13 protein-coding genes and 1 tRNA gene are annotated in these 12,134 nt (G+C 68.4%); 3 read left to right on the top strand and 11 right to left on the bottom strand.

What is annotated here, in order from left to right:
- Window positions 1-3: 3 nt before the first annotated feature.
- The 8 genes from pth to AWB89_RS06270 form a co-directional block, all read right to left on the bottom strand.
- Window positions 4-579, bottom strand: coding sequence for an aminoacyl-tRNA hydrolase (gene pth, locus AWB89_RS06305; protein ID WP_085172260.1), 576 nt, complete (start codon window positions 577-579; stop codon window positions 4-6).
- A gap of 12 nt (window positions 580-591) precedes the next feature.
- Window positions 592-1,254, bottom strand: coding sequence for a 50S ribosomal protein L25/general stress protein Ctc (locus AWB89_RS06300; protein ID WP_085099857.1), 663 nt, complete (start codon window positions 1,252-1,254; stop codon window positions 592-594).
- Between the two features lie 265 nt (window positions 1,255-1,519).
- On the bottom strand, window positions 1,520-2,392 hold the full coding sequence (locus tag AWB89_RS06295) for an oxidoreductase (RefSeq protein WP_085172258.1): 873 nt from the start codon (window positions 2,390-2,392) through the stop codon (window positions 1,520-1,522).
- 94 nt (window positions 2,393-2,486) lie between these two features.
- Window positions 2,487-3,137: an LpqN/LpqT family lipoprotein gene (locus AWB89_RS06290; RefSeq protein WP_085172256.1), complete on the bottom strand. Its 651-nt coding sequence runs from the start codon at window positions 3,135-3,137 to the stop codon at window positions 2,487-2,489.
- Complete coding sequence (gene arsC / locus AWB89_RS06285) at window positions 3,134-3,478, bottom strand: arsenate reductase (glutaredoxin) (RefSeq protein ID WP_085172254.1); 345 nt, start codon at window positions 3,476-3,478, stop codon at window positions 3,134-3,136. The genes AWB89_RS06290 and arsC overlap by 4 nt, the downstream gene beginning before the upstream one ends.
- Window positions 3,479-4,459 (bottom strand): ribose-phosphate diphosphokinase, encoded by a 981-nt coding sequence (locus tag AWB89_RS06280; RefSeq protein ID WP_066915287.1) that lies wholly within the window; start codon window positions 4,457-4,459, stop codon window positions 3,479-3,481.
- An 88-nt stretch (window positions 4,460-4,547) separates the two neighbouring features.
- Entirely contained in the window at window positions 4,548-6,023 is a 1,476-nt protein-coding gene (gene glmU / locus AWB89_RS06275; RefSeq protein WP_085099283.1) for a bifunctional UDP-N-acetylglucosamine diphosphorylase/glucosamine-1-phosphate N-acetyltransferase GlmU, read from the bottom strand.
- A gap of 174 nt (window positions 6,024-6,197) precedes the next feature.
- Window positions 6,198-6,269, bottom strand: a tRNA-Gln gene (locus AWB89_RS06270).
- 143 nt (window positions 6,270-6,412) lie between these two features.
- Here AWB89_RS06270 and AWB89_RS06265 point away from each other — a divergent pair.
- A complete protein-coding gene (locus tag AWB89_RS06265) occupies window positions 6,413-7,006 on the top strand; it encodes a TetR/AcrR family transcriptional regulator (protein ID WP_139830735.1) in 594 nt (197 codons plus the stop codon).
- A 3-nt stretch (window positions 7,007-7,009) separates the two neighbouring features.
- Here the strand turns inward: AWB89_RS06265 and AWB89_RS06260 are convergent, their stop codons facing one another.
- From AWB89_RS06260 to AWB89_RS06250, 3 genes are read right to left on the bottom strand one after another with little or no spacing between them, the layout of a single operon-like run.
- The gene (locus tag AWB89_RS06260) at window positions 7,010-7,903 is read right to left on the bottom strand and encodes an SDR family NAD(P)-dependent oxidoreductase (protein ID WP_085172250.1); all 894 of its coding nucleotides are present in this window, start codon (window positions 7,901-7,903) and stop codon (window positions 7,010-7,012) included.
- Between the two features lie 2 nt (window positions 7,904-7,905).
- The gene (locus tag AWB89_RS06255; RefSeq protein ID WP_085172248.1) at window positions 7,906-8,952 is read right to left on the bottom strand and encodes a TIGR03617 family F420-dependent LLM class oxidoreductase; all 1,047 of its coding nucleotides are present in this window, start codon (window positions 8,950-8,952) and stop codon (window positions 7,906-7,908) included.
- A 14-nt stretch (window positions 8,953-8,966) separates the two neighbouring features.
- The gene (locus AWB89_RS06250) at window positions 8,967-9,572 is read right to left on the bottom strand and encodes a TetR/AcrR family transcriptional regulator (RefSeq protein WP_172405592.1); all 606 of its coding nucleotides are present in this window, start codon (window positions 9,570-9,572) and stop codon (window positions 8,967-8,969) included.
- A 144-nt stretch (window positions 9,573-9,716) separates the two neighbouring features.
- Between AWB89_RS06250 and AWB89_RS06245 the strand changes: the two genes are divergently transcribed.
- Both AWB89_RS06245 and AWB89_RS06240 read left to right on the top strand, forming a co-directional pair.
- Window positions 9,717-10,970 (top strand): sulfotransferase family protein, encoded by a 1,254-nt coding sequence (locus AWB89_RS06245; RefSeq protein ID WP_241520433.1) that lies wholly within the window; start codon window positions 9,717-9,719, stop codon window positions 10,968-10,970.
- On the top strand, window positions 10,967-12,127 hold the full coding sequence (locus AWB89_RS06240; RefSeq protein WP_085172244.1) for a hypothetical protein: 1,161 nt from the start codon (window positions 10,967-10,969) through the stop codon (window positions 12,125-12,127). Before AWB89_RS06245 ends, AWB89_RS06240 begins: the two co-directional genes overlap by 4 nt.
- Window positions 12,128-12,134 lie beyond the last annotated feature (7 nt).

The following is a 12,134-nucleotide window of genomic DNA, read 5'->3' as shown; positions in this document are numbered from 1 at the left end:
GGTCTACCAGGCGTGGACGCGGTTCTGCGCCGGTTCCAACCCCAGCTCGATGAGCAACTCGGTGGCGTCGGCGGCCTGCTCGCAGATCGTCGGGACCTCGCCGCGCTCGGAGGCGGTGAAGTTCTCCAGCACGAACGCCGCCGGGTCCTTGCGTCCCGGCGGGCGGCCGATGCCGATGCGCACGCGCTGAAACTCCTTGGTGCCCAACGCCGCCGCCACCGAGCGCAGCCCGTTGTGGCCACCCTCGCCGCCGCCGATCTTGAGCCGGATGCTGCCGAACTCCAGGTCGAGGTCGTCGTGGATGACGATGATGTCGGCCGGGGCAACGGAGTAGAACTTCGCCAGCGGCCCGACCTGGCGGCCGGACTCGTTCATGAAACACCGCGGCTTGGCCAGCAACACCGAGTGCCCGGCCAGCCGACCGCTGACGACCTCGGCACCGGACCGCTTGTGCGCCTTGAACTTTGCGCCCACCCGCGCCGCGAGCAGGTCGGCGACCATGAAGCCCAGGTTGTGCCGCGTGCGGGCGTAGTTGTCTCCGGGATTGCCCAGGCCGACCACCAAGAGCGGTTCGGCCACGTCGCGAACCGCCTACTCGGACTCTTCGGCGGCCGCCTCGGCTTCGCCGCCCTCTTCGGCCTCCGGAGCCGCCGCTTCGCCCTCGGCGACCTCGCCGGCGCCCTCTTCCTCGAGGTCCGCGGCGGTCGGCGCGTTCACGACGTTGACCACCAGCATGTCTGGGTCGGAAACCAGGCTGACGCCCGCCGGCAGCGGGATCTGCCCGGCGGTGAACTGGGTGCCCGGAGGCGCGTCCTCGACGGACACGGTCAGCTGCTCGGGAATCGACATGGCCTCGGCCTCGATCTCGATGGTGTTGGTCTCCTGGGTGACCAGGGTGTCGGGCCCTGCCTCGCCCTCGACGACGACGTTGACCTCCACGTGCACCTTCTCGCCGCGGCGCACGACCACCAGGTCGGCGTGCTGAATCGTGCGGCGGATCGGGTGGATGTCGAGCGCCTTGGTCAGGGCCAGCTGCTCCTTGCCGGCGATGTCGAGGGTCAGCACCGCGTTGGTGCCGGAGTGCCGCAGCACGGCCGCGTAGTCGTGGCCGGGCAGTTCCAGGTGCTGGGGCTCGGCGCCGTGACCGTAGAGGACCGCGGGAATCTTGCCGTCGCGCCGGGCCCGGCGCGACGCGCCCTTGCCGGTCTCGCTACGCACCGTCACCGCGAGTTGGTTGACTGCTGACTTGGCCATCGTGTCGCTCCTGTTGCTCACTCGTTCGGGGCACGGCCAGGTCGCGACGATAACGTCGGTCTCCGTCGATAACGGTGTGCAAGCACCCTCGCCGTGACGCCCGGCCAGGGTAGCGCATCTGCGGCTGGGAGCGGAAATCTGGTCACATCCGCCACAGTGGTCTCTGGCGGAGGCGACGTTCGGCGTGCCCGCCTCATAGCGACAAAGGCGGTTGGCGTTCGGTCGGGCCGGAGGCCGGTGTGACGGGTGTGTCGACCGCGGCGCGTCAGAGCGGGAATTTTGTGCCGGTGAGCTGCTCGGACAGCTCCCACAGCCTGGTGGCGGTGGCCGCATCCTTGGCCCGGCGGCTGCGCCCGACCGCTTGCGTGCCGCCCAGGTAGCCGAACCGGGGGCCGATGAACGTGTCGCCCGCCAAGTCCTGCGAGGCCGCGTACAGGGTTTGCCGGGCGCCGAAATCGGCGTCGGTGGCCACCACCCGGGTGGCGGCCGACATCAGCGCGTCGCCCAGCTTGCGGCCCGAGGCGCCCTGCAGGTTGGTGTGCGAGTAGCCCGGATGCACGGCCAGCGCCCGCAGCGGCGACCCGGCGGCATCGAGGCGGCGCTGCAACTCGCTGGTGAACAGCAGGTTGGCCAGCTTCGACTGGCCGTACGCCAGCCACGGGGAGTACCGCCGGTTCTTCCAGTTCAGGTCGTCGAAGTTGATGCGGCCCGGCCAGTGGGCCATCGACGACACCGTGACGACGCGGTCGGTGAGCCTGGGCAGCAACAGGTTGGTGAGCGCGAAATGACCCAGATGGTTGGTGCCGATCTGGCTCTCGAAACCGTCGACGGTCAGCGCGTAGGGCGCGGCCATGATGCCGGCGTTGTTGATCAGCACATCGACGTCAAAGTCCACCCCGTCGGCGAACTCGCGCACCGACGACAGGTCCTGCAGGTCGAGCCGGCGCACCTCGACGTCCCCGGTGATCTGCCCCGCGGCGGCCTCGCCCTTGCCGGTGTTGCGGACGGCCATGACGATCTTCGCGCCCCGGCCGGCCAGCTCGCGGGCCGTCACCGCGCCCAGGCCGCTGTTGGCGCCCGTGATGATCACCGTGCGCCCGGCGAACGACGGCAGGTCGGCGGCGGTCCAGTTCGTCATGACTGATGAGCTTAATGAAGCCGTGCCGCGAGGGTGCAACTACCGACGGCGGCACTCGAGAAACGCGTCGCCAGTTGCACTTTCGCGACGCGAATTACTTTGCGGCCACCACGAATCCGTGGATGATCGCCTCGATGTCGGGGGCCTGCGCCGCCGCCTGGTCGGCCAGGCTGGTGATGGTCAACTGAACCAGGTACCGCTGGTTGGCGGGCGGCGACCCGGTGGGCAGCACGATCCGGTTCCAGCTGTGCAGCCGCGTGCCGTCGAGGTCGTAGCTGCCCTGGATCATCGACGACGGGAAGCCGTTGTAGTTCGCGGTCGAGGCGTCCAGCTGCTTGAAATCCTCGAACAGCTGCGCGTCGTCGTTGCCGTGCTTGATCACCTGGGCCGGGTCGAAATCCCCGACCAGCTTGAAGACCACCAGCCGGGCGGTCGGGTACTTGCCGCCCCGGGAGATCATCACCGTCTCCTTGGCGATCTTCGGGCTGGTGAACGGCGACCAGCCCGGCGGTGTCGGTATCGACACGGTCAGGTCGGGCAGCGAGCCCGGCGCCACCTGTTGCCCGGTGACGCCGTTGTCCTGCAGGTACTGCGACAGGGGGACGGGCTTCTGCGTCGTCGTGGGGGCGGCGCTGGTGGTCGAGCTCCTCGACAGCACCGACTGGTAGTCGGGGGCTTTGGGTGGCGAACAGGCCACCGCGCACAGCAGCACAGCCGCCGCGAAAGCGGCGGGCCGGACCTTCACAGAATCTCGCGCACCGCGTCGATCGGCCGCGCCAGCCGGGTGCCCTTCGGTGTGACGACAAACGGCCGTTCGATCAGGATCGGATGCTCGGCCATCGCGTCGAGCAACTGGTCGTCGGTCGCGTCGGCGAGATTCAGTTCGGCGTAAAGCGGTTCGCGTTTACGCACGGCCGTGCGCACCTCGATGCCGGCGTCGCGGATCATGCCAACCAGCTCGGCCCGCGACGGCGGCGTCTTCAGGTACTCGACGATGGTGGGCTCAAGGCCGTTGTCCCGCAGCAGATCCAGCGTCTTGCGGGAAGTGCTGCATTTGGGGTTGTGGTAGATGACGGTGTCGGCCATCTAGGCGTCCCCGTCGAAAAGCCCTGTCACGGAGCCGTTTTCGAAGACGGCACGAATGGTGCTGGCCAGCAGCGGCGCGATCGACAACACCGTGAGCTGCGGGAAACGCTTCTGCTCGTCGATGGGCAGCGTGTTGGTGACGATCACCTCGCGCGCGCCGCAGGACGCCAGGCGTTCGGCGGCCGGGTCGGACAGCACGCCGTGGGTCGCGGCGATGACCACGTCGCTGGCGCCGTCGTCGCGGAGCAGGTTCACCGCACCGGCGATGGTGCCGCCGGTGTCGATCATGTCGTCGATCAGCACGCACGTGCGGCCCTCGACCTCGCCGACGACGCGGTTGGACACCACCTGGTTGGGCACTCGCGGGTCGCGGGTCTTGTGGATGAAGGCCAGCGGCACGCCGCCCAGCGCGTCGGCCCATTTCTCGGCGATGCGCACCCGGCCCGAGTCGGGGGAGACCACGACCATGTTGCCGTCGGGGTAGTTGTCCTTGATGTAGCCGGTCAGCAGGTTCTGGGCCCGCATGTGGTCGACGGGCCCGTCGAAGAAGCCCTGGATCTGGTCGGTGTGCAGGTCGACGGTCACGATCCGGTCGGCGCCCGCGGTCTTGAGCAGGTCGGCGACCAGGCGCGCCGAGATGGGCTCGCGCCCGCGGTGCTTCTTGTCCTGCCGGGCGTAGGGGTAGAACGGCATGACCGCGGTGATCCGCTTCGCGCTGCCGCGCTTGAGCGCGTCGATCATGATCAGCTGTTCCATCAGCCAGTTGTTCACCGGCGCGGGGTTCGATTGCAGGACGAACGCGTCGCAGCCGCGCACCGACTCGTGGAAGCGAACGAAGATCTCGCCGTTGGCGAATTCCCGCGCCGTCTGCGCGGTGACGTGGACGTCGAGTTCCTTGGCGACCTGTTCGGCCAGCTCCGGGTGCGCGCGGCCCGAGAACAGCATCAGATTTTTTCGGTTATCGGTCCAGTCGTGGCTCAACGCACTGCCCTCGTTTGGGATCGAAATGGAAGCCTCATCGTACGTAGCGAATCGTACGGAAAGGCGGGCGGGTTACCAGGGACCAAATTCACGGTGTCGGTTCGGGCTCCGGTTTGTCTTGGGTTTTTTCCAGGGCTTTCTCGGCCGCCTGCGCCGCCGCGCTGCCCGGTCGCTTGCGCTGCACCCAGCCCTCGATGTTGCGCTGCGGGCCCGCCGACACCGCCAGCGCGCCCGGCGGGACGTCGTCGCGCACCACCGTGCCGGCGCCCGTGTAGGCGCCGTCGCCGACGGTCACGGGCGCGACGAACATGGTGTCCGAGCCGGTGCGGACGTGCGAGCCGACCGTGGTGCGCCGCTTGGTTTCGCCGTCGTAGTTGACGAACACGCTGGACGCGCCGATGTTGCTGTGCTCGCCGATGTCCGCGTCGCCGACGTATGTCAGGTGCGGGACCTTGGTGCCGGTGCCGATGTTGGAGTTCTTGGCCTCGACGAACGCGCCGAGCTTGCCCTCGGATCCCAGCGCCGTGCCCGGCCGCAGGTAGGTGTACGGGCCGACGTTGGCGCCGTCCCCGATCGACGAGGAGCTGCCGTGGGTGCGGACCACCGACGCGCCGTCGCCGACGGTGACGTCGGTCAGGGTGGTGTCGGGCCCGACGACGCAGCGGCCCCCGACCTGGGTGCGGCCGTGCAGCTGGGTGCCCGGGTGGATCACGGTGTCGCGGCCGATCGTCACGTCGACGTCGATCCAGGTGCTGGCCGGATCGACGATCGTCACGCCGGACATCTGGTGGGCGGCGACGATCCGGCGGTTGAGTTCGGCGCCCAGTTCGGCCAGCTGGACGCGGTTGTTGACGCCCGCCACCAGCGCGCTGTCGGCGACGTGCTGGGCGTGCACGGTCCGGCCGTCGCCGCGCAGGATGGCGATGGCGTCGGTCAGGTAGAGCTCCTGCTGGGCGTTGTTGGCGCTCAGCCGGCTCAGCGCCGACCGCAGCGCCGCGATGTCGAAGGCATAGACGCCGGCGTTGACCTCGTGGATCTCGCGCTGCGAGGGCGTCGCGTCGGTGTGCTCGACGATCCCCATCACCTCGTTGTCCTGGGTGCGCAGGATGCGGCCGTAGCCGACAGGGTCGCTCAGGGTCGTGGTGAGCACCGTGACCGCGGCCGCCTGGGCGCTGTGGCTGGCGATGAGCCCGGCCAGGGTGTCGGAGTCCAGCAGCGGCGTGTCGCCGGAGGTGACGACGACGATGCCGGCGTAGTCGTCGGGCAGGGCGGACAGGCCGCACAGGACCGCGTGCCCGGTGCCCAGCGGCCGGTCCTGCAGCGCCACGTCGATCGGGCGGCCGAGGGTCTCGCCCAGCTCGGCGACCAGCGGTTCGACGCGCTCGTGGTCGTGGCCGAGGACCACCACCAGGTGCTGGGGCGCCACCTTGGCGACGGCGTGCAGGGAATGCGACAGCATGCTGCGGCCGGCGATGGTGTGCAGGACCTTCGGGGTGTCGGAGCGCATCCGGGTGCCGGGTCCGGCCGCGAGAACCAGGACCGCGGTGTCACCACGAAACGACATCAACTCTCCTATTGCTTTGTGGCCGACGCCGTCCAGCGTGTCATCTCACCTGCGGTGAAGGCAAAAGCCGCGCCGTGCGGGCGGCCAGTGCGGCCGGTTCGCCGACCGTGGGCCGCAAGTACGCAGACTGCCTCGGATCCGTGCATAGGCCCCACGCTCGGCTGGGAAAGGTAGCTCCGTCGCCAGGACTCGAACCTGAACTCTCAGAACCAAAATCTGATGTGCTGCCGATTACACCACGACGGACTGCAGGGCCATCGGCCCGCGCCAACAAGACTCTAGACGGGACGGCCGCGCCGCGCCGAACCGATACGCTGATTGACGTGGCCGTTCTGGACCCCCAAACGCACAAGGAGCCGGACAAGGAAACGCGGGCGCCACGAGCCCGGATGACCGGTAGCGAGCGCCGCCAGCAGCTCATCGGCATCGCCCGCTCCCTGTTCGCGGAGCGCGGTTACGAGGGCACCTCGATCGAGGAGATCGCGCTGCGGGCCAACGTGTCCAAGCCCGTCGTCTACGAACACTTCGGCGGCAAGGAGGGCCTGTACGCCGTCGTCGTCGACCGCGAGATGTCGGCGCTGCTGGACATGATCACCTCGTCGCTGACCAACAACCGGTCCCGGGTGCGGGTCGAGCGCGTCGCCCTGGCGCTGCTCACCTACGTCGAAGAACGCACCGACGGCTTCCGGATCATGCTGCGCGACTCGCCGGCCGCGATCAGCTCGGGCACCTACTCCAGCCTGCTCAACGACGCCGTCAGCCAGGTCAGCTCCATCCTGGCCGGCGACTTCGCCCGCCGGGGCCTGGATCCCGACCTGGCCCCCCTCTACGCGCAGGCGCTGGTGGGCTCGGTGTCGATGACGGCGCAGTGGTGGCTCGACACCCGCGAGCCCAAGAAGGAAGTGGTGGCCGCGCACCTGGTCAACCTGATGTGGAACGGCCTGACCCACCTGGAGGCCGACCCGCGGCTGCAGGACGAGTAGGAGCTAGGGCCGCACCCCGTCGAGGAAGTTGTTCAGGGCATGTTTGCCGATCTCCCGAATGCCCAGGGGCCGCGGCAGCAGGCGGGTCACGACGAACATCATCCGCCGGTTCGGCGCCCCCACTTGCATGCTGGGTCGTTTGCCGAGATACAGGACCGCCTCCTCGACGTTTTCTTCGGGCGTATTGATCAGGCTGCCCCTGGCCCGCGCGACCTCGAGCGCTTCGGCGGCCCCCGGCGAACTCGTCAGGCCGGCCATGCAAGCGAGCACGTGGACGTTGTCGGGCTTCAGTTCGTACCAGAGCCCTTCGGCGAGAATGATGTTGTACGCCCTCGTCGCGCCGTAGTGCGTGTAGTACGGGCTGCCGATCAGCCCCGTGCCGCTGCTCATCAGGACGATGCCGCCGCGACGGCGCGCCTTCATCAGCGCCCCGTAGTGGTAGGTCAGCCCAAACGGGCTGCCGCAGTTGATGTTTATCCGCTGCCGCTCGAATTCGAGGTTGTCGGCCCAGAATCCCCCGACCGTGGCCAGCGCCGCGTTGGATACCAGCAGCCCGATTTCGCGGTCGCCGACGGCCGCGATGATGTTCTCCACGGCATCCGTCGCCCCCAGTTCCTGGGAGATGGCAAGCACCTCCACGCCGAACCGGGTCACCAGTTCCTGGCGTTTCTTCTCGAGCTTTTCGGGGTTGCGCGCGACGATCGCAACCGATAAGCCTTGGGACGCTGCGTAATCCGCCCAGGCGCCGCCGATGCCCTCGCTCGCGCCCGACACCAGCGCCCAGGGCCCGTACTGCGCGGCGAAGTTCTTCGGGGGGCGCCGGACGAGCGGGCTGTGCGCCTGCCATTGCCGGGCGACAACGGACTTCAACGCCAGAGCCGATTGTGCTGCGTTCATAGCTACCTTCCTGGTGTTTGTTCCCTCAGCGTGGGGATGACCTTGAGGCGATCGATGAGCGTGGCCAGCACGTCGTCCGGCACGTCGGTGACCGGCAGGCTCAGACCGGTGCACAGCCCGGAGTACCAGCGCGTGAGCACCGCGGGAATGTCGTCGTAGGTGCCTTGCGGCACAACCCGGTCCATCACCTCGTCGGTCAGATGCTTGGACAGGTCGGCCCATTCGTCCCGGCGCGCCATGCCGCTGAGTGCTTCGCCCACGTCCTCGAAGCCGAAGAATTCGAGCTGCCGGCGGTAGGCGGGGGTGCTGTAGAGGAAGGCCAGTTCCGACCGCCGGTGTTCCCGCAGCTGCGCCAGCTCACCGTCGGTGCCGGCCATCAGCGGTTGCGGATTGGCCACCACCGCGAGCGGCGCGGCCGGGCGGCGGCCGTTGCCGGCGCCCTCGGCCAGGGCCGGCAGGGTCTGTGCCCGCAGGATCGACGGGTGCGAATTGGTCGGATGGCAGACGAAGCCGTCGGAGAGCTCACCGGCCAGAACGCACATCTTCTTGTTGACCCCACCGGTCCAGATCTGTGGTGGCGCACACGGATTCGGCCCGGGATTGAAGTACGGCTGCAGGCGGTCGAATCGGTAGAACCGCCCGCCGTAGTCGAGGCGCTCGCCGGTCTGGAACGAGTGGAAGATGGCAAGCACCGCTTCGATGTACTCGCGCATGCGCAGCGCCGGCTGCGACCAGGGGACCGAGAATCGCCCGACAATGTTCCCGCGCACCTGGGTGGCCAGGCCGAGCTGGAAGCGCCCGCCGGAGTAGCGGGCGAGATCCCAGGCCGCGTACGCGGTGATCATGGGGCTGCGCGGAAACGCGAGCGCCATGCTGGTCCGCACGGTCAGCCGCGTGGTCTGCGCCAGCGCCATCGCCGCGACCATGAACGCGTCGTGGATGGTCTCGGGGACGTGGATGACCTCGAAGCCGATGCGCTCCATGCGCGCCGCCCACAGCCCGATCTCGGCCAGGCCCAGCTGGGCCGGCGCGGAGGCGACGACTTCCATCGGCCGCCCTGCCGTCACCGGCTCAGTCCCCGGACGATGAGGGTGGTGTTGTGCTCGAGCCAGGCGTCGTCGAGCGTGCGTTCGGTGGCCATCGACATCATGACCGTGCCGCCGATCATGTCCATCAGCAGCCGCGCGTTGATGCCGTCGGCCGCCGACCCGTGCGCGGCGGCGTCGTCGAGGTAGTGCTGCAGGCGCTCGTAGGTGCTGCCCTGCAGCCGATCCAGCAGCCGCGCCGACAGCCCGGGTTCGGAGGGCAGTTCGGCCGTCAGGCCCGACACCGCGCTGTGCACCGCCGGCCGGCTGAACAGCTGGATGGAGCCCTCGAGCAGGCTGCGCACGACGGTGCGCAGGTCGCCGGTCAACGGCAACTCCTCTTGTGGCGTCGGGGGAAACACCGCCGCGAAGACGAGCTCGATCTTGGTGGGGAACCGCCGGTACACCGCCGGGGGTGTGGCGCCGGCCCGGGCCGCCACCAACGGAATGCTCAGCCGCGCGTAGCCGATTTCTTCGAGCAGCTCGTTGGTGGCTTGCAGCACCGCGTCGTCGATGCGCGCATCGCGGGGCCGCCCCTGGGATTTGGTTTCCCGGCGCCGGCGCTGGACAGGTGTTGATTTCATTACGTTCAGATCGTAATGTTTTGCGGAGCCGGACACAACGGTTCAACCCGGCTTCGGGAGGCATCGAGCAATCGGCGCAGCCCCCTAACTCCATTGCGCGTCAACAGGTTTCGTATCCACTTCAACGATGAGGGGATGCCCGTCATGGCCATCGAGACCCCGCCCCGGCCGCTGCCGTTTCGGATTCTCAACGGCGGCTACCGCGCCGCGCGGAGGCTGAGTGCTCATCCCTTGCCGCTGCGCAAGTACGCGCTCATGGACCGGGCCAGCCGCCGCGCCGGCGGCCTGACCGACTTCAGCGACCCCCGCTTCGAGGAGGGCCTGGACCGGCTCATCGAGTCGATCAATGACGAGGACAAGCTCAACGGCTTCGGCCGCATCCTGGCCACGACGCACCTCACCAACCTGTTGCGCCAGCGGTTGCTGGTCATGGACCACGTCCGCAGGAACCCGTCGATCCGCGACGAGGTGATCGCCAAGCCGGTCTTCCTGGTCGGCGCGCCCCGCACCGGCACCACGATCACCCATCACCTGCTGAGCCAGGACGATCGGTTTCGCTTCCCCCTGACCTGGGAGTGCGACGAGCTGCACCCGCCGCTGGATCCCGCCACGATGCGCACCGACCCGCGCATCGCCCGCAGTGAAAAGCAGATCCGCCGGAGCCTGGCGCTGGCCCCCGACCTGGACGCGGCCCACCCGCTCGGCGCGTGGGAGGCCCAGGAATGCGCGCTGTTGCACGCCTACGCCTTTCACAGCGAGACGTTCCTCGTCATGTTCAACTGCCAGGGCTACGACCGGTGGCTGGCCGACCAGGACCGCACCTGGGTCTACCAGGAGGAGAAGCTGTTCCTGCAGTACATGCAGAGCGGGGGGCTGCGCCCCGAGGAGAGCTGGCTGCTCAAGACGCCACCGCACATGGCCAACATCGACAAGATCCTCGACGTCTTCCCCGACGCCCGCTTCGTCACCACCTACCGCGAACCCACCGAGGTCATCGCCTCCAGCTGCAAGCTGTCCGGCACCGTCTTCGCGATGGTGACCGACGACGTCGACTGGCATGACCACGGCCGCTACATGACCTGGCGCAACAAGGGCATGCTCGCCCGCAACGTCGAGCTGCGGCGCCGATTCGCCGACCGCTCAGCGCAATTCATCGATTTTCCGATGGATCGGATGGTTCGCGATCCCATGTCCTGCGTCAAGGAAATCTACGACCACTTCGGCATCGAACTCACCGCCGAGGTGCACCGCAAGATGACCGGGTTCATGGACAAGCGCGGCATGGCCGCCCGCAAGCCCAACGTCTACCGCGCCGAGGATTACGGGCTCGACATCGCGACGATGTGGCCCGAACTGCAGTACTACCGCGACTTCTACGGAATCGAGGACAACCGATGACCGCAGAGTTGAGCGACGCCCTGCGGGCGGCATGGCGGCGCTTCGGCGACCTGCACGACGAGCTGCTCGGCGTCGCGCTGGCGCAGGGCGACCTCGACGAAGGTTCTGCCGCTGCGCTTCTCGGGCGCCTGGTCGGCCACATCCAGTACATGGGGCTGCAACTGCGCAGCGACCCGGCGCGACCGACGCTGATCAATGCCCAGTACGCGCCGTGGAACTGGGGGCATTCCAACCCCGACACCCTGTACCTGTCGGCGCGCATCGACGACGCGCACGACTATCGGGTGTTCGGCACATTGGGCTCGGTCGCGCAGACCACCTTCGGCGTCTACGCCGGCAAGGATGACCAAGCGCGGGCGGTCAAGACGCAGTCAGAGGACCTCGACATCGCGCCGGACGGCTCGTTCGAGATCTACTTCAGCCGCGATAAGTTGGGGGATACCAACTGGTTTGAACTTCCCCCCGGCGCCGAGTCGTTCTGCTGCTATCAAACCTACGGTGACTGGCAGCGGCAGTCGAAAGGCGTCATCCGCATCGAATGCCTCAACCCGCAGACACCGGCGGAACCGCCGCCGCCGGCGCACGCCGTCGCCGCGTTCGACGAGCACCTGGCCGCGTCGCGGGACCTGTTCACCATGTGGGTCAACGACATTCCGGCGCGCGTGTTCGGCGCCCTGCCGAAGAACGTCGCCATCCCGCCGATGCAGCCGCCGTCGGCCATGGCCGGCGCGTGGTTCGTGCCCATCTCCTGGGAACTGGAGGACGGCCAGGGGCTGGTGATCGACTACGAAATCCCAACCGGCAGCCCGTATGTCGGCATCTGCCTGACCAACCGGTGGAGCGAGATGATCGACATCGCAACCCGCCAGACGAGCCTGAACCGCGCCCAGTCGCACACCGACGGCGATCGGGTGCGGGTGCTGCTGGCCGCCCAGGACGTCGGTGTCGACAACTGGCTCGACGCACGCGGCTACCGAAGCGGGGTGGTGACCTGGCGGACTACCGCGGCCGAGCAGCCCGCGACCCCGACGGTCACGGTGATCGACATCGACGACGTGGACGAGTATTTCGACCCGACGCGGCGGGTCACCGCCGACCAGCGGGCGGCGGCCTTGTCGGCGCGGCAGCGGCACTTCGCCGAACGCGACGCGCTCTGACGCCCGC

It is taken from the genome of Mycobacterium paraense (assembly GCF_002101815.1).
Lineage (GTDB): Bacteria > Actinomycetota > Actinomycetes > Mycobacteriales > Mycobacteriaceae > Mycobacterium > Mycobacterium paraense.
The sequence above is the reverse complement of the archived record's forward strand: the minus strand, read 5'-3'. Positions and strand labels throughout refer to the sequence as shown.

What these genes read in the sequence shown, in the direction of transcription:
- AWB89_RS06300 (WP_085099857.1), bottom strand. Translation starts at nt 1,254, where the DNA reads ATGGCCAAGTCAGCAGTCAACCAACTCGCGGTGACGGTGCGTAGCGAG.
- AWB89_RS06295 (WP_085172258.1), bottom strand. Translation starts at nt 2,392, where the DNA reads ATGACGAACTGGACCGCCGCCGACCTGCCGTCGTTCGCCGGGCGCACG.
- arsC (WP_085172254.1), bottom strand. Translation starts at nt 3,478, where the DNA reads ATGGCCGACACCGTCATCTACCACAACCCCAAATGCAGCACTTCCCGC.
- glmU (WP_085099283.1), bottom strand. Translation starts at nt 6,023, where the DNA reads ATGTCGTTTCGTGGTGACACCGCGGTCCTGGTTCTCGCGGCCGGACCC.
- AWB89_RS06265 (WP_139830735.1), top strand. Translation starts at nt 6,413, where the DNA reads ATGACCGGTAGCGAGCGCCGCCAGCAGCTCATCGGCATCGCCCGCTCC.
- AWB89_RS06260 (WP_085172250.1), bottom strand. Translation starts at nt 7,903, where the DNA reads ATGAACGCAGCACAATCGGCTCTGGCGTTGAAGTCCGTTGTCGCCCGG.
- AWB89_RS06255 (WP_085172248.1), bottom strand. Translation starts at nt 8,952, where the DNA reads ATGGAAGTCGTCGCCTCCGCGCCGGCCCAGCTGGGCCTGGCCGAGATC.
- AWB89_RS06250 (WP_172405592.1), bottom strand. Translation starts at nt 9,572, where the DNA reads ATGAAATCAACACCTGTCCAGCGCCGGCGCCGGGAAACCAAATCCCAG.
- AWB89_RS06245 (WP_241520433.1), top strand. Translation starts at nt 9,717, where the DNA reads ATGGCCATCGAGACCCCGCCCCGGCCGCTGCCGTTTCGGATTCTCAAC.
- AWB89_RS06240 (WP_085172244.1), top strand. Translation starts at nt 10,967, where the DNA reads ATGACCGCAGAGTTGAGCGACGCCCTGCGGGCGGCATGGCGGCGCTTC.